Source organism: Anaeroplasma bactoclasticum, from assembly GCF_003550015.1.
Classification (GTDB): domain Bacteria; phylum Bacillota_I; class Bacilli_A; order Acholeplasmatales; family Anaeroplasmataceae; genus Anaeroplasma; species Anaeroplasma bactoclasticum.
Genome location: NZ_QXEV01000002.1, coordinates 1 through 20053 on the forward strand (window position 1 = coordinate 1; position 20053 = coordinate 20053).

The following is a 20053-nucleotide window of genomic DNA, read 5'->3' on the forward strand; positions in this document are numbered from 1 at the left end:
GTTTGTGAATAATATAAATGTAGCGCCGTATACGAGACCCGTATGTACGGTGCAACGGGAGGGGCAAAGAATTATTTTCTTTCCTCTACCCTATTTTCTCTATCTTATTGGAAAAGGAAAATGTGAATCCTTTTGTTGTAAGAGATGGCATAACAAGTGAAAAATAATAATAGGATACTATAGATTCATCACTTGAACAATCATCTTTTGAAATCCACCATAGAATGATTTCTGATAATGAAGTAGATAGATGATTTATTAAAATCTCTTCAGGAATATTATCTATAGTATAATAGGGAATCATTCTTTCTTTAATTAGTAAAGTTAAATGATAATTCAGTGTTTGTATAAATATATCATGAGATTCGGATCTTAAAATGGCTTTTAATAAATCCTTATCCTCTTTAAAATGATTTAATATGTGATGAATAAAGGATAATAAGTTTTCATCTCCTGTATAATCATGATTAAGTTCTACTTGGGGATTTTTTACATGATAAAAAATATCATTGATAATGGATTTTAATACTTCGTCCTTTGAATTAAAATGTAGGTAAAAAGTAGTTCTTCCAATTTCTGATTTATCGATAATATCTTGAACTGTAATGGAAGAATAATTCATTTCTTTTATTAACTCTTTAAATCCATTTTTAATTCTTGTAATTGTTTTTTGTTTTCTTAAATCCATGATGCCAACTTTCTGAACATAATGTTCAATTTCTTCTATCAACTTGTATTAAGTATATCACATTTGATATAATAAATATGAACAAAACGATAAAAATGTTCATAAACTATGAAAGAGGTAAAAAAGTATGGGATGTTTTGTGGCACCACTTACTGAGGCAGTTGTTGTAACTGCTGCAGCAGTGATTGTAAGACAAAAAGAAAAAAAGCATAGGGATCAAAGCCAAAATTTAGCAAATGAAAAGAAGGAAGGAATATCTTCTCGTCTATTCCGTCTATCTAAGCTATTATTTGGTGGAGCAGTATTATTAATATTTGAACATATTTGGCATGGTGAGGTTGTACCTTACTTCCCATTCTTCACAGCGGCAACTGAAGGTGATGAGGCAGTTATTGAAATGTGGCAAGAAATCGGCACATCCGGAGTTTTAATGGCAGTATTATGTACTCTAGTTTGGGGTGTAATCGAAGTATTAAGATACATATTCGCAAAGAAGAATGTGAAAAAGGTGGTTGCCGAATAATGACTTTATTACTTACTGTCTTCGCTGCAGTTATTTCTACTATAGTATGGTATAAAAAGGAAAATCGTAAGGAATATGCCTTGAGTGCATTATTATATATGTTTTGGGGTGCATCCTTAATGTGGTTGATTGATGCAATCGTATCCTTTGCTAAGGAAGGTGCAGCCTTCTTTGCTCCTCAAGAGGGTGCAACTATAGAAGAGACAGTTATAAATCAGCAGAATTTCTTCTATAATCAAATGAATGATATTTATTTAGGCTTAGCAGTTATTGCTTTAGCATTAATCATTTGGGTTGTAATTGTATTAATTAAGGATCCTAAACATTTATATCGTAAACCAAAAGAACAAGAATAATAAGAAAACACCTCGGTTTGAGGTGCTTTTGTTATTCTAATGAAGTATTTTCAATATTATTGTCAGAATATAGGGGTTCTTCATCTGCATACTTTTCGATGATTTCTTTCATAATAGGATAATCGGATTTGATACTAATAGTATCAATCTTGTCGTCAATGAAATCAAAGATTTGTGTTAGATTATCTTTTCTCTCTTTTAATTCCTTGTGGTCAGAATCTATGAAAATTTTGTACTTTTCCCTAGCTTCTCCAACTATGCCATCATATAAATCGAGTAAGATATCATAATACAATACATAATCATATAGTTGACCGAAGTCAGCATCTCCAAATAAATCTCTAGCTTTTTCTAAATCATTTGTTAAAAAATAAAAAGTCATAAGATAGTAGGCACACTGACATTTGGATGCCCCTTGGGATTCTTCCATCTTTTTTTGATAATATTCAATGCCGCCTTCATAATCTCCTAGGCGGTAAAATTCTTCAAAACTTCTGGATGTGCTTTTCATATTTTTACTTGCATAGAAGAGTAAGAGAACTAGAATGACTACGGCAACGCATCCTAAAATAATACCTATAGCAACTAAGTTATTATTACCTAGCTGTGATCCAATTGTACAAAATGTAATTGCTAGGGCAGCTAAAATTACAATACCACCAATGAATATTTTTTTCATAACAACATCTCCAATATACTACTTTCCTATATCATATCATAAATTAAAGAAAATTCAATTTGAACTATGAAAATGAATAAGTCAAAACCTATAAAAAAATTTATTTGCCTTTGTTCATGAAAAAATGTGTTATAATTCAAGTAGATAAAAGAATTAGGAGGGCTAAAATATGAACGATAAAGATGAATTTACTTCATTAGTAAGCTTAAAAACAGAAAGCGAAGTTCAAGATACAGTAATTGAGGTTATTCCTGAATTTAAAAGACAAGATCCAAATATGGATGAAGAAACTCGATTAAAAATTGAAGCCTTAGATCGTCAAATTGCCCAAAAAAGAAAGCAAATAGACCAAGAAGATGCATTGATTTATAATCTAACAGATCATGGAGATTCCATCGACCGAGCTGTTGCGGCTAGTGTGGGAGTATTAGCTGCAGTATTAGATTTATTCTTAGTTGATAAAATGGATATACATACTGGTAGATGGAATGAGGCCGAAGCAAATGATTTTGTAAATCAATATGCAAATACTAAGATTGTAAGAGATACAAATACAAAGGGATTATTAAAAAGTGTTTCCAATCAAATGAGTGGTACAAACGAAGGTGAATTATTCCCTTTAGGTAATGATTTAGCTGAAAAGATTATTTATGGTACAATCAACTGGTTTACATCCTTAGTAGGAACAGATACAAAGCTACCTGGACCTATGGGCTCTTTATTAAAAGGAATTAATGAATCTAAAGCTTCTGTAAAGCTTATGTCAAAAAATAATCTTAACGAAGCTTTTAAAAAAGAAGCTTCCAATGGAAGTTTGAATTTAACCCAAGGATTAACATTTGTAAATTTTGCAAAGCAAACACTACCTGTATTATTAAATGAGTGTTTAGTTCGAGCATTCTATTTTATTCATAGATTCTTCCAAGAGGTTAGTGATAATAATATTACATCTATTAGAGACTTAGAATTAATTGATTGGAAGTCTACGATTCCTTTTAAAAATAGAACTGTTGTAAGAATGCTTACAATTTCAACAAGTGTATTTAGTGCATTAGATATAGCAACTGCAACAATTGGTAGTGCAATTGCTTGTGATGGAAGTATTTATAAATTTTTAAATAATTTTGTACTACATATTAACTTTATTGGAGCTGGAAGAGTAATTTTAGCATTAGGCGCTGATTTATGCATGGGTGCTAGACTTGCAAAAGAGCGTCAAGCAAGATCAGAAATGATTGACGAAATGATCAAGCTTGAAAATGTCAAGGTTTCTTATAAGCAAAAGAATGTATGGGTAAAGGCTAAAAATACAGAAGAGGTTATTAACCAATCCTATTCTATGATTTCTGAGGTTACAAGATTTGCTCAAGATTCTTATTATGAAACTAAAGAGGATTTAAGAAAAATAGGTGAAGGAATTAATCGAATTGAGGAAATGAATCCTGGTCTATCGGATGATATTAAGGATATTATTCATTGGGAGTAGGATATGGAAGAAAAAGATATAAAAGAAAATACTAGCCTAGCTGTAAGTGAAAACGATGTGCCTGAAATCATTGGTAGCCAGTTTACAGTAATGCAAGAGTATAAAGAGAATTTAGACATTGCAAAGAAAAAAGCAATTGAAGCTCAAACTCATGCTTTAGGCTCTAGTGAAAAGAAAACTGGTGTATTTAAAAATAAAACAGCTATTGAATCTTTACAAGAAACCACTTTATCCTTAGCTGATGCACAATTAATTGCTGCAGAAGCACAAGAAAAATCCTTTGAATATCAAAAGAAGCTTGCAGAGATTACAAAATATTTATTTGGACTTGGCGTTTCCAATATTGCAGCAAACCGTTGTGTCGTTAGAGAGCTTGAAATGAGATTATCTAACGCTAAAGAAGAAGAAATTGATGAGCTTGCAAGAGAAGAAATAAAAAATTTAGTAAGAGAACTTAAATTGCAAGAAGATATCATGCAAAAGCAATCAAATCTAAATGAGAAGCTAAAAAGTTTAGATGATAAGATAAAAGAATTTGAAGGAAATAAAGAAGAGAAGGATTCTTATATAAAGTCTCTAGAAATCAAAATAGAGGATTTAGAGGATGAGATACATTTTTTAAAGAGTGAAAATGTAAAAGTTAAAAGAGAAATGAATAATAAAAAATATAAAATTCTCTTTTATATATTTATAGGAGTAGCTATAGTATCCTTAGTAGCATTTATTTTATCTATAATAGCTTTAGCATTAAAGAAGTAGGAGGCCTACTTCTTTTTCTTTCGAAAAAAACTGTAACGTATTCGTAATATATCTGAATGTCAAGTATAAAATTCTCGTTATAAAAAAAATTTATAGTTTTATTACATTTTAAAGAAATGTTAAAAAATATTAAAAGTGTTGCACTTGCAACACATTTTTTGCCATTTTAGGTATATAATACGCTTACACGATGGTAAACAAGGCTAATTTTGGCAAAAAGGAGGTACAAGGAATATATAAATTATATTTAAGGTGTATATGAAAATTGCAGGATTCGATAAGTTATCCTTACTAAATTATCCAGATATGGTTTCCGCAACAATATTTACAAATGGATGTAATTTTTTATGTCCTTATTGTCAAAATAGTGCATTAGTCTTAGATGCAAAGGATAATGAACTTATCCCTGAAGAAGAGGTATTAGATTATCTTAAAGAAAGACGGAAGCTTTTAGATGGGGTTTGTATTACTGGTGGTGAACCTACAATACAAAAGGATTTAAAAGAGTTTATTGAAAAGGTTAAGAGTTTAGGGCTTAAGGTTAAGCTAGATACAAATGGGTCTCATCCAGAAGTAATCAAGGAATTATTAGATAATAATTTAATTGATTATATAGCGATGGATATAAAAACAGTATTTAGTAAATATAACCAGATTGCAAACCGTAATGTAGATACGGATGCATTAAGAAGCTCGATTGATTTGATCAAAAATAGTAATATTGATTACGAGTTTAGAACTACAGTGGTAAAAGAATTCGTTTCATACGAGGATTTAATTTTTATTTTAGATTATCTAAACTGTAAGAAATACTATCTTCAGAAATTTGAAGATAGACAAAGCAATATTGTTTATCATTTAGAAGCATATAGTGATGAAGAATTAAAAGAGATTTATTCAAATTTGAAAGAAAAATATGACTTTATAAAAATTAGAGGGTTGAGGTAAAAGAAATGTACAAAGTTGTTAAAAGAGATGGAAGTATAGTAGATTTTAATTTACATAAGATTTCAAACGCAATTTCACAGGCTTTTGATTCTGTTGATGTTCATTCCGATCAGGATGTAATTGATTTCTTATCATTAAAGGTTACTGCTGATTTCCAGGATAAGATTGAAGATGACAAGATTAGCGTAGAAGATATTCAAGATAGCGTTGAGCGAGTATTATCTAAGTCTGGTTATAGCGATGTTGCTAAATCATATATTTTATATAGAAAGCTTCATGAGAAGCAAAGAAGCATGAAGTCTACTGTTTTAGACTATAAAGCATTAGTAGATAATTATGTACAGGTAAATGACTGGAGAGTTAAGGAAAACTCTACAGTTACATATTCCTTAGGTGGATTAATCTTATCCAATTCTGGTGCGATTACTGCAAATTATTGGTTAAGTGAAATCTATGATGAGGAAATCGCAAATGCTCATAGAAACGCAGATATTCATATTCATGACTTATCTATGCTATCTGGATATTGTGCAGGTTGGAGCTTAAAGCAATTAATTAAGGAAGGCTTAGGTGGTATTACTGGTAAGATTACATCATCTCCAGCAAGACATCTTTCTACTTTATGTAACCAAATGGTTAATTTCTTAGGTATTATGCAAAATGAATGGGCTGGTGCTCAGGCATTCTCAAGCTTTGATACTTACCTAGCTCCATATGTAAAGAAGGATAACCTAGATTATAAAGAGGTTAAGCAGTGCATTCAATCCTTTATTTATGGTGTAAATACACCTTCTCGTTGGGGTACTCAGGCTCCATTTACTAATATTACATTAGACTGGACTGTACCTAACGATTTAGCTGAGCTAAATGCTTTAATTGGTGATGAAGAGCAGGATTTCAAATATAAAGACTGCAAGAAGGAAATGGATATGATCAATAAGGCATTCATCGAAACTATGTGTGAAGGTGATGCAAATGGTAGAGGATTCCAGTACCCAATTCCTACATATTCTATTACAAGAGACTTTGACTGGTCTGAAACTGAAAATAATAAATTATTATTCGAAATGACAGCTAAGTATGGTACTCCATATTTCTCTAACTATGTAAATAGTGATATGGAGCCATCTGATGTAAGAAGTATGTGCTGCCGTTTAAGACTTGACTTAAGAGAATTAAGAAAGAAGTCTGGTGGTTTCTTCGGTTCTGGTGAATCTACAGGTTCTATTGGTGTTGTAACTATTAATATGCCAAGAATTGCATATCTATCTAAGACAAAAGAAGAATTCTTCTCTAGACTTGAAAGAATGATGGATATTGCTGCAAGAAGCTTAAAGATTAAGAGAACTACAGTTACTAAGCTATTAGATGAGGGCTTATATCCTTATACTAAGAGATACTTAGGAACATTTAATAATCACTTCTCAACAATCGGTTTAGTTGGTATGAATGAAGCATGCTTAAATGCTAAATTCGTTGATATGGATTTAACTCATAAGGAAGCTCAGGAATTCACTAAGGAAGTATTAAACTTCATGAGAAATAAGCTTTCTGATTATCAGGAGAAGTATGGTGACTTATATAACCTAGAAGCTACACCAGCTGAATCTACATCTTATAGACTTGCATCTCATGATAAGAAGAGATATCCAGCAATTATTACAGCAAATTCTATGGATGATGTTCCATATTATACAAATTCATCTCATCTACCTGTAGGATATACATCTGATATCTTTACAGCATTAGATGTTCAAGATGAATTACAAACATTATATACATCTGGTACAGTATTCCATGCCTTCTTAGGTGAAAGATTAGATTCTTGGAAGAGTGCTGCAAACCTAGTTCGTAAGATTGCTGAAAACTATAGATTACCATACTATACTTTGTCTCCTACATATTCTGTATGTAAAGAGCATGGCTATTTAGTTGGTGAGGTTAAGCAGTGTCCTTACTGCAAGAAGGAAACAGAAATCTATTCTAGAATTACTGGTTACTACCGTCCTGTTAAGAACTGGAATGATGGTAAGCTTCAGGAATATAAGGAAAGAAAGACATATGATGTTGTAAATTCTATTTTCAAAGGCAAGAAGTTTAGTGATGTTAAGATGATTGAAAAGAAGGTTGAAGGAACAAGCGAAATCATTCTATTCGCATCGAAAACATGTCCAAACTGTAAGGTAGCTGAGGCTATGCTTCAAAAGGCTGGAATCAAATACACTAAGATTATTGCTGAAGAAAATGTAGAAATGGTAAAGGAGCTAGGTATTAAGCAGGCACCTACTCTATCCGTTAACGGTGAAATGATCGTTAATGTTTCAAATATTAAGAAATATATTGGTGAAACATGTACGACACGATAATCATTGGCTCTGGAATGGCGGGAATGACTGCGGCCTTATATTTGCTAAGAGCGAATAAAAAGGTTTTAGTCATCGAGCAAGAGTCTATTGGTGGCCAGATTGCTTCATCTCCAAGGGTAGAAAACTACCCTGGATATAAAAGCATTTCTGGTACAGAATTAACCTCAAATTTATATGACCAAATTGAAGAGCTTGGTTGTAGTTATGAATTTGAGGAGGTATTATCCATTAAAACAGAAGGAGATTATAAGGTAGTAGTTACCGATTATAATACTTATCAAGGAAGAACAGTAATTATAGCGACCGGCGCAAAATACAGACGATTAAACCTTGATAGAGAAGAAGAATTTATCGGTAATGGAATTTCATTCTGTGTTGCCTGTGATGGAGCATTCTATAATGATAGAGATGTATGTGTTATTGGTGGTGGAAACAGTGCCTTAACCATAGCTCTAGATTTAGTAAATAATACCAAAAGTGTTACAATCATTCAGGATTTAGAGAAGCTTACTGGTGAGCCTATTAATGTAGAAAAAATCTTAAAAAATCCAAAGGTTAACGTTCATTATGGTTCAAAGGTATTAGGATATATCATTGAAAATGATGAATTCAAGGGTATTAAAATATTAGAACATGGTATTGAAAAGAATATCCCATGTGATGGAATATTTGTATCTATTGGAACTATTGCTAATACAAAACCATTTGAAAATCTAGCTATGGATGATTACAAATATATCATTGGAAATGATTGTAATGAAACATCAGAAGAGGGTATCTATGTTGCAGGAGATTGCAAATCTAAGCGTATACGTCAATTAACTACAGCGACAAGTGATGGTACAATTGCTGCAATTTCCGCATTAAATTATTTGAAGAAGTTTGATTAGGACTACATAGTAGTCCTTTTCTTTATTTATAATTTTATACTTCAAAATAACACTTTTATGATATAATGAATCGGAGCTAAAATTATTTGGGAAGTATGTTTATGGAAACTAAGAAAAGGGCCTTAATCGTATGTAATGCGAAAAGTGGTCATCAAAAAGGTTTAAAAAAAATAAATAAAATAAAGAATGGCCTAAGTGATATATATAATATAGATACATATATATCTGAGTATCCAAAGTCTGTAACAGATAAAATAAAAAATGAAGGGGAATCCTATGATGCTATCATCACTATGGGTGGAGATGGCACAATACATGAAGCAATTAATGGTGTAATGTATTTAGAAAAAAAGCCTAAGCTTGCTTTTATTCCTATGGGTACATGTAATGATGTATGTCATACATATGGCTATAAAAATATAAAAACAGTTATTAAAAGAATAAGAGAAGATAAAGAAATCTCTGTTGATTTAACAAAAATGAATGAATGCTATTATATTTATACATTCGCAACAGGCTCTGTAGCTTCTGTAACATACGAAAATGATCCCACAAAGAAAATCCTAGGCAAAATGTTTTATTACCTAAGAGCAATGGCTAAAATATTTAAGAAATCCTGCTTTACTTATAAAATAGGGGATAAGCAAAGCAATGCTTATTTATTTATAGCACTAAATTCTATACATATGGGAGGATTTTGGCTTAGAGGACAAAAGCTAAATGATGGTAAGATTCATCTATATGTATGTGAATATAGGCATGCATTAAGACCATTATTTGCGTTTGCATTTTTAATGGTATTTAAAAAGAAATCCAAGATTATTAAGCTATATGAGGAAGAGGAGCTTCATATAACATTTAATGAAAAGCAACCAATTAATGTCGATGGTGAATATTATGGTCAAGAGGATTTTATTGATTTAAAGATAGCTCCAAAAGCAATAAAAATATTTTAATAAATAAATAAAGGGAGAGAAAAATGAAAAAGAAAAGTATTATTGCATTTTTAGGCTTATGTGCATTAGGCCTTGCATCCTGTGGTAAAGGGGATGCTAAAACAGAAAGTGGTACTGCTACATCCACTATTACTACAACAAATGCTTCAAATTATTACTATGTAGAAGATGATGTAAGAGAATATTTATTGTCATTCGTTGACTATGATAATGTACTTCCAAAAATTCCTTCTAAAAAATATAGTTTGGAGCTAGAAACTATTGATGAGCACTCAGATAGTAAGAGATATTGCAAAATGGATTTTGACATTAAGGGAAACTACGTCCATTCTGTATCTACACAATATGCTGAGGATACATTATTTGAAACAGTAGAAACCTTTACATATAGTGAAGATAAGGCTTTTTTACATCTAGAAATTGTTGATGGTGAAATAACCCGTTTGAGTAGGGATAATTACGAACTTGAATATGGAAATGATAGCTACTCCAATTCGCTTTTCCAAATCAAAGATTTTATTTTGGCAGACAAGAATAGTGTATATAGCCCATTTATTGAACAGGTGGATTTAAATAAAAAGGGTGAGGGAACCTTCGATTGTACAATCAAAGGAAAATATAAGTATTCTCCAGAGGAGCCTTTTACTTTAGAGTTTTCATTTAAGGATGGCTTATTTGAAGGCTATCGTATGACTATAGGATATGAAGGAAAAAAGCATATTGAAGCAATAAAGTTTTCGTATGATACAGAATTTACAAAGACCTATCCTGATGTATCTCTTTATGATTTCGAATTAATGGAATATGCAAAATATAAGAATTTTAATGTTGATAATAATCCATTAGCTGATGAGGATAAGCTAGTTGATATGGATAATAATAGAACATATTATCAGCTATTAGTTTACTCATTTGCGGATGGAGATGGAGATGGAATTGGTGACTTCAAGGGTATTGTTGATAACTTAGATTATCTAGTAGATTTAGGCGTTGAAGGCTTATGGCTATCTCCAGTTTTAGCTGCAACATCTTATCATTCCTATGATATTGAAGATTATTATCATATCAGATATGAATATGAAGTAACTGTAGATGGAGTTAAATATGATTTTAATTATTTACTAAAGGAATGTCATAAGAAAAATATTAAGGTATTAATGGATTTGGTTATTAATCATTCATCCTATTACAATGAATTCAATTATCTGTTTGGCTCTTGGTATTCTAAAGATAACCGCTTTGGATTCCCTGAATTTAATTTTGATAAGGAAATTGTAAGAACTGCAACCAAAGATATTGGAGAATACTGGCTTGACCGTGGTGTTGATGGATTTAGACTTGATGCTGCTATGTGGATTTATAATGATGGTTCTGATAGACATGAAAAGAATTATGAATTTTGGAATGAATGGTGCAAGAAGATGAAGGAAGTAAAGCCTGATTGCTATATCATTGGTGAGGTATTAGATGAAAACCATGATTTAGCATATGATTATGCACAGGCTGGCTTTGATTCAACATTTGATTTTAATGCACTTGGTACTGTAATTAGTGCAGTAAAAGATTCAACATACGATTATGCATCAAATACTATGGCAAATGTAAATAAGGCTCTAGCAAATAATCCTAACTATATTTTAGGTAGAGCATTATCTAATCATGATATTGGAAGATTTAACCAGTCTCATCCAGATAGCAATGATATTGCATATTATGTAGAAACAGTAGAAGAAATTAAGCTTGCGAATGCATTAAACGCATTAACACCTGGTAATACCTTTATTTATTATGGAGATGAGCTTGGCTTACTTGGTACTGCAACAGATACAAGACCTAACTATTATTATGATATGAATTATAGAACTCCTATGCCATTTGAAAATGAAAGAACTGATTCTGTAGCTTATTTTGAGGGCTTCCATGGTCAAGGTGTTACTACATCAAACACAATTACTGATGAATCTATTTCTGAAATCCTAAGTGATCCAAATTCTATTTATAATAAGCTAAAGGAAGCATTAGCTTTAAAGAATTCCAGTGAAGTCTTACAAAAGGGTACTTTATCTACTATTGAAGCCTTAGAGGAAAACCTATCCGGCTTTGATGTTACATATAATGGCAAAACGATTCGAGTATTATATGTTTCAAGTAATGTGAGTGAAGATATTACTTTAGATATTACAAGTGAGCTATTATATAACCTAGGTGCAAATGTAAATGGTTCTCAAATTACACTAAATAGCTGTGATTTAATTGCATATCAATTATAAAATTTATGATATAATACCTCTTTTAAAAGGGGTATTATTTTTTTTAAAGAGAATTCATATGGATTTTAATTTAAAAGAATAATATAATTATTTAGAAGGAGGTAATTATGAAAAGATTAAGAGATATCGTAGATGATATGTTAGAAGAGGAAGAGCTTGGTTTCGTTAAAGAAAATGTTAAGGAATCAAAATATGAAACATATCGTGAATATGAGAATAATAGAATAAAGGATGAATCCCATAATCCTACTATGAATCTTCCAAGAGATGGCATGAGCAAAAGAAGCAAGTATGAATTTAGGGAAAATCATGAAATAACAATTAGTGCTTCTGGCGTAAAAAGTACTCCAAAGGCACAAAACCCAAACATTTCTACAAATGGTAGAAGCATATCCATCAGTGCCTCTGGTGTAAAAAAGAATGAATCTCAAAAAACATCAAGCTATAAAGTAAATTATAATAACCCTCAAAAGATATCTATCAGTGCCTCTGGTGTAAAAAAGGATACTTCATTTGACCCTAAGGGCGATTTAGATATCCGAAAGGAAATTATAAAAGAAATAAAGAAAGAAAAGCCTATTATAGAGGAAAATAAAATTATTGAACCAAAAATAATTGAAGAGAAAATTGAAGTCAAGGAAGAACCTATTGTAACTCCTATAGTTGAAGATGTTAAAATTGAAGAGGAAATTGCAACTCCAAGCTTTGAAAAAGTAATTGTAGAAGAACCTATTATTACTGAAATTAAAGAAGAGCCAAAAGAAGAAATCAAGGTAGAAGCTCCAAAAGATGAATATGATGAAAGAGGCTTCAATCGCCTAGGATATCATAAAAATGGTACAAGAAGAGATAACGAAGGCTATGATTTTGAAGGATATTCTGTATTTGGCTATGACAAGGATGGTTATAACAAAGAAGGATATAACCGTTTAGGCTATAACCGTCAAGGATTTGATAGCGAAGGCTATGATATTGATGGCTATAATAAAGATGGCTTTAACCGTTTTGGCGGTAAAAGAAATAAATAAAGGAAGGTATTTAAATGAAAAAGGTAAGCAACATTTTATTATTAATTGCAGGAATTTATTCTATAGTTTGTGCAGCTACATTCTTAATTTTAGGTATAGTATTTGTGGTAGCCTCTAGTGATGCTTGTAAAGAGCAGATTATCGAAATGCTAGAGCGTGGAACTTTTACAACATCTTATGCAGGTACACCACAAGAACAAGCACAGTTTATTCAAACCGTATATTCTATTTTAGGAATTACAATGCTAGTTGTTTGTGTTTTCCAATTTATTAATGTATTCTTATCCTTTACTGCAAGAAAGAAAGAAGCTAAGCCACTTTATATTTTAAATATTGTATTTGGTGTTCTTTCCATGGTTGTAGTTAATGTTGTGGGCGCAATCTTTGGTCTTATTGCATTAAATCATAATACAGAAGCTCAAGTAGAATAATCCAATGAAGGGATTGAAGTTTCAATCCCTTTTTTGATACATTTTTTTTAAATTTGTTATTTTATATTCTGCCTTAAGGAATACTTCGTGTTTTTTAAATGGTCCAATGCTATAATGAAGCTAGATTATAGCGATTATGGAGGATATTATGGGAAAAAGGATTATTCAAGGATTAATGAGAATCGATAGATTAAGTGAAGATGAGCTATATGACTTAGTTTTATTTGATTTAGATAATGGCATAAATGTATTTGATTTGGCCGATTGTTATATGGATGGGGAAGCAGAGGCAAAGCTTGGAAGAGTATTAAAGAATCATAAAGAATTAAGAGATAGAATGTATATTCAAACTAAATGCTCTATCGTAAGAGGTGTCAATAAATATTATGATTTAAGCTATGAGCATATTATGGAATCAGTTTATGCATCTTTAAAAAGATTAAATATTAGCTATTTAGATTCCTTATTACTTCATAGACCAGATATATTACTTGATCCAGTAGATATTAAAAAAGCCTTCCTTGAATTAAAGGAAAAGGGCTTAGTACGTCATTTTGGAGTTAGTAATTTTTCTAAGGAGGCTATTGAGTATTTAAATAGTGAGGTCGATGGCTTTATTGAAGTAAATCAAATTCAGCTAAGCTTAGGTCAAATGAGATTATTAGAAGAAGAATTAAGCTTTAATATGAATACAGATGAAGGTGTAAGCCATACGAATGGTACATTCTTTTATTTAAAAAGAAAGGGTATTGAAATTGAGGTTTGGTCTCCATTCTTAGCAGGTTTCTTTGAAGGTTCTATTTTTGATGATGCAAGATTTCCAAATCTAAACGCTAAGCTATGGGAGCTTGCAAATAAATATCATGTATCTAAAGCTACTATTGCGACTAAGTTTTTACTTATGCTAGATAAGAATTTAAAGGTTGTTAGTGGTTCATTAAATAAAGACCATATCAAGGAATGCCTAATGGCAGAAAGCTTTAACATGGAAAAGGTTGATTGGTATGGATTATATTTAGCTGCAGGTAAGATGCTACCATAAGAAAAAGGTCGGGATTCCCGACCTTTAGTTATTTATAGGATACAACAGTCATTTTTGTAATTCTTGCTTGCTTAACAGCTACATTTTTAACCTCACCCTTATTGGAGTTATGAATCTTAATATAATTTGTACCTGTTTTTGCATAAATATATGTTGAATTACCTAATACTTCCATTTGTCCATTTGTTACAGGCATTTCAACATAGAATGGATAATTGTTTTCTGTTTCAAATAGAATATATTTAATTGAAGAAGTAGAACGAATATGCATATATGTTCCTACATAGAATCGATATGGTACATTCATTTTCCATGAATATTGTGTTCCTTCATCAAATTGAAGGGTGATATTATCCTTTTTCCATGTCATAGAATCATTATCATATTCTAAAGCCATATTGGCTTCATTAAACTCTATTGTAGTTGTAATGGTTTCTTTTCCATTATCCTCTTTAGTTTCATATGTATTTGTTTGGGGAGTCGTAGATGTATTTCTTTCAACCTTTACATATACTGGATATTCATGACTTGAATCTCCCGCAAGCTCTGGTTGGTTATTTTTGGCGAAATACATATAATAACCATAGGCTACGACTGTATCGCCTTCTTTGATTTCTCTTTTTCCTGCGTTTCTATCAATAGTACCAGAATATACTTGGATAGTTTTTCCTCCGTCTTTATCTATTAAATAGCTACTATAAGAACTATATTTATCATTATAATAAGGCTTAGACTCGACAATTCCTGTAACATATATTTTTTCAGTAGAAATTGTAGAATTAGTTCCTATAATTTCTAATGCTTCAGCTACGGTATAAGGATTTGTAATAGTTCCTTTTTCACCTGTCGCTGTTGTTGTAGGAATTTCTTTTGTAGTTGTAGTTTCAATAGTTGTAGTTTCAAAAGTTGTGGTTTCTTCTAAAGTAGAAGTAGTCTCTATGCTGCTAGATTCTTTATTTTCTGTTCCACAGCTAGCTAAAGAAAATAAGAATACTATAGCTAGAAAGGATAACTTCTTTTTCATAAATAATCATCTCCAATTCACTAAAATATATTATAACAAAATTATTGAGGGTTTTTAATAGATAATAAAAAATTACATTATTTTGTGCAAAAAAACATTATTGATTATGGTTATTTTGAATGTATAATAGTAATACAGGCGTCGATTCGGGGGAATATAGTTATGTATAAAATGATAATGATTGATGATGAAATTGAAGCTAGAAATAGGATTCAAAATATAATTGATTTTGAAAAACTAGGCTTTGAGGTATGTGGGCTATATGAAAATGCATTAGATGCATTAGATTATATAGAGCTATACAAGGATATTGATTTAGTAGTAACGGATATAAAAATGCCATTTATGGATGGCTTACAATTATCTTATCTTTTACATGAAAAATATCCTTTAATCAAGGTTGTCATCATTACTGGCTTTGATGAATTTGATTATGCCAAAAAAGCCTTAGAATGTGGTGTTATAGGTTATGTTATGAAACCAGTAACCTCAGAGGATTTTAGTCAAATATTAGAAAAATCCAAAAATATATTAGATGATGAAAAAACATTATATAATAATATTTCTGAGCTTGAGTCCTATAAGATTCAAAGCAAGGAGTATTTTACATCATCTACATTAGATATTTTAATTAAAGAACCAATTAATGATTATGTAATGGAATCTATTCATTTTTTAGATTTGGATTTTAATTATAAATATTATCAGGTTTTTACATTCTTATTAAGAGATAAAAAGACATTAGAAGAATTAGAATACTATGAAACAGCATTAAAAAAGGTAATTACAGAAACAATAGATGAAGAGTATAAAACAGAAAAATTTATGCATAAGAATAAATTTGTTGTCATATTAAAATGCAATAGTCATTTTAATATAAGAAGAATCGATGTTTTAATTAATGAGATATTACTTAAGATGAATAAGTATTATTCTTGTAGCCTATATGTTGGTGTATCCCTAGAGGGTGAAGGAGTAGAAAGTATTTCTATTTTATATCATCAAAGTAATCATGCATTAATGCATAAAAATATTCTTGAAATGAATTCAGTATATTACTATTCTACAATATCGAAAAATAAGCTAGAGCCAAAATTAGAAGAAGATTTTTTAAATAATCTTAGATTCTTTATCCGTTATAAAACAATGGATAAGATTAGAGAGGAATTAAAAAGAATCCATGATGAATTTTTAAAAATAACAAGTATTAGTCAAAGAAATTATTTACTTTTAGATTTTAGTATTTCTTTAATGAAATGTGTAAGTAACCCAGATGAACTTATTGAAAAATATGGAGATATTTATGAATATTTACAATCATTTAAGGTAAGCGATGAGCTTTTTGATGAAATTGATAAGATTATTGTAGAAATAGGAAAGATTAATGATGAATCCTTAAGATGTGGGTTTTCTAGAACAGTAAATGAAATTATATCTTATATTGAAAATAATTATTCGAATCCAGAAATTAATTTAAATACATTAGCTGAAGAAATGGATTTAAGTGTTTCTTATATTTGTGCAATTTTAAAGAAGGAAAGAAATGAAACATTTGTTAAGATCTTAACAGATACAAGAATGAATAAGGCAAAGGAATTATTACAAGACCCTAATAATAAGATTATAGATATTGCGGAAAAGGTTGGCTTCTTTGAACCATATTATTTCTCTCATACCTTTAAAAAGGCTACAGGATATTCTCCAAAGGAGTATAGAAGCCTATGTCAAAAAGAAGAATAATTAATTTTAAAAGCTTAAAATTTGCAATATTAAGAGCGATTGTATTAAGTGTTTCTTTACTATCTATTGTTGTTATTGCAGGGGATATTGCAATAAATACGAATAGAACAGAAGAGCAAGCTAAGAATTCTTCATCTGAAATTGGTAATCAGGTTGTAATGAATTATGAGAATTACTTAAATTCTATGTTTAATACAATTACCTATCTTGAGGTTGAATTAATGAATCATAACGATTTAAATGTCATTCAAAATCGTTTTGATATTATTCAAAAATCAAGAACAGATATTGTAAATATTATTTTGTGTAATATTGATGGAGAGACTATGGCATCAACAGGATTATCCTTGCATTCCTCTCCAGACAATATAAAACAAATTTATGGTTCATCTTCGAAATACTCCTTTTCATCTCCTTATATGATTGATGGAGAATATAAGATTTTAGTTGGAAAAATGATTATGCATAGTGTTGGTGGAGAATTTGAAAATGGTATTTTACTTGTAGAATATAATTTCCAAACACTAGTAAATATTTCTAAAAGTACTAATCTTGGAGATGGTGGAGCACTATATATCCTAGATTCAGATTATACAATGATTTATTCTATGCAAAATGGTACATCTCCATATTTAAGAGATGCGCAGCTATATTGCATAGAGGATTTAATTATTGGTAATTCTATATTAAAGCACAGTGGGAATAGCTATTCTATTTATGTTCAAACATTAACAAACACAAGGTGGAAGATTGCGATATGTGCGAATGTTTCTGCATCATTTAAATCTCAAACTGTTTATGATATTACAATTATAGGTATTGCAATATTGATTTTGTTATTCTCATTTATTATTGCAAGCTGGATTTCTAAAAGAGTTACAAACCCAATTGCGGTACTAGAAAAATCCATGAAGAAGCTGGAAGAGGGTAATTTTGATATTGTATCTGAAATTGATGAAAAGCATAGTCAAGTTGAAATTGTAAGATTAAATAAGAATTTTAATAATATGATTACTCAAATAAGAAAGCTAATGGATAAGGTTGTAGAAGAACAAACAGCTCAAAGGAAAAGTGAGCTTAAGGCATTACAAAATCAAATCAATCCGCATTTCTTATATAACACCTTAGATTCTATTGTATTTATGGCAGAATCAAATCAAGTAGATGAAGTTAAAAGAATGGTTGTTGCCTTAGCAAAATTCTTTAGAATTAGTATTTCTAAGGGAAAGCCTATTATTACAGTTCAAGAAGAATTAGAGCATGTAAAGAATTATATGATCATTGAAAGTATTCGTTATAAGGATACATTTACCTTCCAAATTGATTGTGAAGAGGAATGTAAAAATTTCCTTGCAATGAAATTAATGCTTCAGCCTTTTGTTGAAAATTCTATATATCATGGATTAAAGAATTTAGAGGAAAAGGGATTAATTCATATTAAGGTATATCAAGAGGATGGATTCTTATATTTTGTTGTTAAAGATAATGGATATGGTATGAGACAATCTAAGATTGATGAATTATATGAAAGAATGCATAATAATGAAGTAACAAATTCTGTTGGTATTAAAAATGTATACCAAAGATTGAAGCTTTATTATGGTCCTACTGCGGATATTAAAATTGAAAGTGTATTGGATGAATATACGAAATTTATTATTAAAACTCCAATGATTAAGGAGGAACAAAATGAAAAGAATTCTTAGTATATTCTTTTTTGGGATGATAATGCTATTTATGACTTCTTGTAGTCAAAAATCAAATCATATATCTGTTTTTTATTATGATAAGGATGATATATTTTTAAATCAATTGAGTAAAAAGCTTACAGATAATTTATCTAAGAAATATAGTATAACAAATTATTATGCTTCCAAAAGCCAGCTAAAACAAAACTTGCAGGTAGATGAAGCATTAGATGAATCATCTTTAATCTTAATGAATATGGTGGATAGATTAGCCTCTGGCGCTATTGTTGAAAAATGTAGAAAGAAAAATATTCCAGTAGTTTTCTTTAATAGAGAACCATTACTAGAGGATATGGAGTCTTATAAGGATTGTTATTATGTGGGTCCAAACCCAGATAAGCAAGGAATGCTTCAGGTCGAATGTGCAGAAGAATTATTTGGAAATCCTTCTAGCTTAAATCCAAAATATGATTTAAATGGGGATAATAAAATACAATTAGTAATACTAAAAGGAGAACAAGGGCATCAGGATGCGGAAAGAAGAACTCAGGCTTGTCTTTCTACAATAAGACAAAAGGGCTATGATATAGAATTAATATCCATTGGTGTTTGTAATTGGAATCAAACAGAAGCCTATAATTTATTTTGGAGTCAGTATAATTCTTTACTTAAAAATGCAGAGCTTGTTTTAGCAAATAATGATGAAATGGCTATAGGAGCCGCATCTTATATAAGAAGTGTTACCAATGAAGAGGAGGATATTATTCCTGTTATTGGTGTTGATGCAACTATAGCTGGAAAAAAGGCTGTAAAGGATAAATTATTATCGTCTACAATCATTAATGATGATTCTATGCAGGTAGAAGCAATATGCCAATTAACCGATGTTTATATGAATAATATGCCAATGGAGGATTTGAATTTTACTATAGAAAATCAAAAATTCATATATATTGATTCAGCAATTTATGTAGAGGATGGGAACAATTAGTTCCCTTCTTTTTTTATTTAAAAATGCCAAAAGTACTAAAGTACTTTTCTGCAAAAATATAAATTTTATACAAAAAAGATGTTAATTTGTGCACATTATGCTTGGTAATGGTGATATTTCTTTGGAAATGTGTATTATTTTCGGCTTTAAAACTAAAAAGTGTAAAATTTTATGAGAAAATAATAAAA

Annotated in this window: 18 protein-coding genes; 15 read left to right on the forward strand and 3 right to left on the reverse strand. The window is 30.3% G+C overall.

Annotated elements, in window-relative coordinates; genetic code table 11:
• Positions 1–85: 85 nt before the first annotated feature.
• A complete protein-coding gene (locus tag EI71_RS00920) occupies positions 86–688 on the reverse strand; it encodes a TetR/AcrR family transcriptional regulator (protein WP_119015369.1) in 603 nt (200 codons plus the stop codon).
• 127 nt (positions 689–815) lie between these two features.
• Between EI71_RS00920 and EI71_RS00925 the strand changes: the two genes are divergently transcribed.
• Both EI71_RS00925 and EI71_RS00930 read left to right on the forward strand, forming a co-directional pair.
• Complete coding sequence (locus tag EI71_RS00925; protein WP_119015370.1) at positions 816–1211, forward strand: hypothetical protein; 396 nt, start codon at positions 816–818, stop codon at positions 1209–1211.
• Positions 1211–1567, forward strand: coding sequence for a hypothetical protein (locus tag EI71_RS00930; RefSeq protein ID WP_119015371.1), 357 nt, complete (start codon positions 1211–1213; stop codon positions 1565–1567). The genes EI71_RS00925 and EI71_RS00930 overlap by 1 nt, the downstream gene beginning before the upstream one ends.
• A 31-nt stretch (positions 1568–1598) precedes the next feature.
• Here EI71_RS00930 and EI71_RS00935 read toward each other — a convergent pair whose 3' ends face one another.
• Positions 1599–2246: a hypothetical protein gene (locus tag EI71_RS00935; RefSeq protein ID WP_119015372.1), complete on the reverse strand. Its 648-nt coding sequence runs from the start codon at positions 2244–2246 to the stop codon at positions 1599–1601.
• Between the two features lie 169 nt (positions 2247–2415).
• Between EI71_RS00935 and EI71_RS00940 the strand changes: the two genes are divergently transcribed.
• The 10 genes from EI71_RS00940 (at position 2416) to EI71_RS00985 (ending at position 14422) form a co-directional block, all read left to right on the forward strand.
• Positions 2416–3732, forward strand: a complete 1317-nt coding sequence (locus EI71_RS00940) for a hypothetical protein (RefSeq protein ID WP_119015373.1) — start codon at positions 2416–2418, stop codon at positions 3730–3732.
• A gap of 3 nt (positions 3733–3735) precedes the next feature.
• Positions 3736–4491: a hypothetical protein gene (locus EI71_RS00945; RefSeq protein WP_119015374.1), complete on the forward strand. Its 756-nt coding sequence runs from the start codon at positions 3736–3738 to the stop codon at positions 4489–4491.
• Between the two features lie 258 nt (positions 4492–4749).
• Positions 4750–5439, forward strand: a complete 690-nt coding sequence (locus EI71_RS00950) for an anaerobic ribonucleoside-triphosphate reductase activating protein (protein ID WP_119015375.1) — start codon at positions 4750–4752, stop codon at positions 5437–5439.
• Positions 5440–5444: 5 nt separating this feature from the next.
• On the forward strand, positions 5445–7805 hold the full coding sequence (locus EI71_RS00955) for a ribonucleoside triphosphate reductase (RefSeq protein ID WP_119015376.1): 2361 nt from the start codon (positions 5445–5447) through the stop codon (positions 7803–7805).
• A complete protein-coding gene (locus tag EI71_RS00960) occupies positions 7790–8695 on the forward strand; it encodes an NAD(P)/FAD-dependent oxidoreductase (protein WP_119015377.1) in 906 nt (301 codons plus the stop codon). The genes EI71_RS00955 and EI71_RS00960 overlap by 16 nt, the downstream gene beginning before the upstream one ends.
• Before the next feature lie 101 nt (positions 8696–8796).
• A complete protein-coding gene (locus EI71_RS00965) occupies positions 8797–9651 on the forward strand; it encodes a diacylglycerol/lipid kinase family protein (RefSeq protein ID WP_162849639.1) in 855 nt (284 codons plus the stop codon).
• Positions 9652–9674: 23 nt separating this feature from the next.
• Positions 9675–11921, forward strand: a complete 2247-nt coding sequence (locus EI71_RS00970) for an alpha-amylase family glycosyl hydrolase (protein WP_119015379.1) — start codon at positions 9675–9677, stop codon at positions 11919–11921.
• 107 nt (positions 11922–12028) lie between these two features.
• A complete protein-coding gene (locus tag EI71_RS10310; RefSeq protein WP_211320989.1) occupies positions 12029–12949 on the forward strand; it encodes a hypothetical protein in 921 nt (306 codons plus the stop codon).
• A 14-nt stretch (positions 12950–12963) separates the two neighbouring features.
• The gene (locus EI71_RS00980; protein WP_119015380.1) at positions 12964–13380 is read left to right on the forward strand and encodes a hypothetical protein; all 417 of its coding nucleotides are present in this window, start codon (positions 12964–12966) and stop codon (positions 13378–13380) included.
• A gap of 148 nt (positions 13381–13528) precedes the next feature.
• Positions 13529–14422, forward strand: coding sequence for an aldo/keto reductase (locus tag EI71_RS00985; protein WP_162849640.1), 894 nt, complete (start codon positions 13529–13531; stop codon positions 14420–14422).
• A 28-nt stretch (positions 14423–14450) separates the two neighbouring features.
• On the opposite strand, the gene EI71_RS00990 is transcribed toward EI71_RS00985, so the two are convergent.
• Complete coding sequence (locus EI71_RS00990) at positions 14451–15446, reverse strand: hypothetical protein (protein ID WP_119015382.1); 996 nt, start codon at positions 15444–15446, stop codon at positions 14451–14453.
• Positions 15447–15608: 162 nt separating this feature from the next.
• On the opposite strand from EI71_RS00990, the gene EI71_RS00995 reads away from it, so the two are divergent.
• Genes EI71_RS00995 through EI71_RS01005 form a run of 3 tightly spaced genes read left to right on the forward strand, consistent with a single transcriptional unit; the run spans position 15609 to position 19865 of the window.
• Positions 15609–17186 carry a response regulator transcription factor gene (locus tag EI71_RS00995; RefSeq protein WP_119015383.1) on the forward strand — a complete coding sequence of 526 codons (1578 nt, stop codon included), beginning with the start codon at positions 15609–15611 and terminating at the stop codon, positions 17184–17186.
• A complete protein-coding gene (locus EI71_RS01000) occupies positions 17168–18892 on the forward strand; it encodes a cache domain-containing sensor histidine kinase (RefSeq protein WP_119015384.1) in 1725 nt (574 codons plus the stop codon). The genes EI71_RS00995 and EI71_RS01000 overlap by 19 nt, the downstream gene beginning before the upstream one ends.
• Positions 18876–19865, forward strand: coding sequence for a substrate-binding domain-containing protein (locus EI71_RS01005; protein ID WP_162849641.1), 990 nt, complete (start codon positions 18876–18878; stop codon positions 19863–19865). The genes EI71_RS01000 and EI71_RS01005 overlap by 17 nt, the downstream gene beginning before the upstream one ends.
• Positions 19866–20053 lie beyond the last annotated feature (188 nt).

Bases quoted from the DNA above. Each gene is read 5' to 3' on its own strand.
- EI71_RS00925 (WP_119015370.1), top strand. From the start codon at position 816: ATGGGATGTTTTGTGGCACCACTTACTGAGGCAGTTGTTGTAACTGCT.
- EI71_RS00930 (WP_119015371.1), top strand. From the start codon at position 1,211: ATGACTTTATTACTTACTGTCTTCGCTGCAGTTATTTCTACTATAGTA.
- EI71_RS00985 (WP_162849640.1), top strand. From the start codon at position 13,529: ATGGGAAAAAGGATTATTCAAGGATTAATGAGAATCGATAGATTAAGT.
- EI71_RS00950 (WP_119015375.1), top strand. From the start codon at position 4,750: ATGAAAATTGCAGGATTCGATAAGTTATCCTTACTAAATTATCCAGAT.
- EI71_RS00980 (WP_119015380.1), top strand. From the start codon at position 12,964: ATGAAAAAGGTAAGCAACATTTTATTATTAATTGCAGGAATTTATTCT.
- EI71_RS01005 (WP_162849641.1), top strand. From the start codon at position 18,876: ATGAAAAGAATTCTTAGTATATTCTTTTTTGGGATGATAATGCTATTT.
- EI71_RS00970 (WP_119015379.1), top strand. From the start codon at position 9,675: ATGAAAAAGAAAAGTATTATTGCATTTTTAGGCTTATGTGCATTAGGC.
- EI71_RS10310 (WP_211320989.1), top strand. From the start codon at position 12,029: ATGAAAAGATTAAGAGATATCGTAGATGATATGTTAGAAGAGGAAGAG.
- EI71_RS01000 (WP_119015384.1), top strand. From the start codon at position 17,168: ATGTCAAAAAGAAGAATAATTAATTTTAAAAGCTTAAAATTTGCAATA.
- EI71_RS00940 (WP_119015373.1), top strand. From the start codon at position 2,416: ATGAACGATAAAGATGAATTTACTTCATTAGTAAGCTTAAAAACAGAA.
- EI71_RS00995 (WP_119015383.1), top strand. From the start codon at position 15,609: ATGTATAAAATGATAATGATTGATGATGAAATTGAAGCTAGAAATAGG.
- EI71_RS00955 (WP_119015376.1), top strand. From the start codon at position 5,445: ATGTACAAAGTTGTTAAAAGAGATGGAAGTATAGTAGATTTTAATTTA.
- EI71_RS00935 (WP_119015372.1), bottom strand. From the start codon at position 2,246: ATGAAAAAAATATTCATTGGTGGTATTGTAATTTTAGCTGCCCTAGCA.
- EI71_RS00990 (WP_119015382.1), bottom strand. From the start codon at position 15,446: ATGAAAAAGAAGTTATCCTTTCTAGCTATAGTATTCTTATTTTCTTTA.
- EI71_RS00945 (WP_119015374.1), top strand. From the start codon at position 3,736: ATGGAAGAAAAAGATATAAAAGAAAATACTAGCCTAGCTGTAAGTGAA.
- EI71_RS00965 (WP_162849639.1), top strand. From the start codon at position 8,797: ATGGAAACTAAGAAAAGGGCCTTAATCGTATGTAATGCGAAAAGTGGT.
- EI71_RS00960 (WP_119015377.1), top strand. From the start codon at position 7,790: ATGTACGACACGATAATCATTGGCTCTGGAATGGCGGGAATGACTGCG.
- EI71_RS00920 (WP_119015369.1), bottom strand. From the start codon at position 688: ATGGATTTAAGAAAACAAAAAACAATTACAAGAATTAAAAATGGATTT.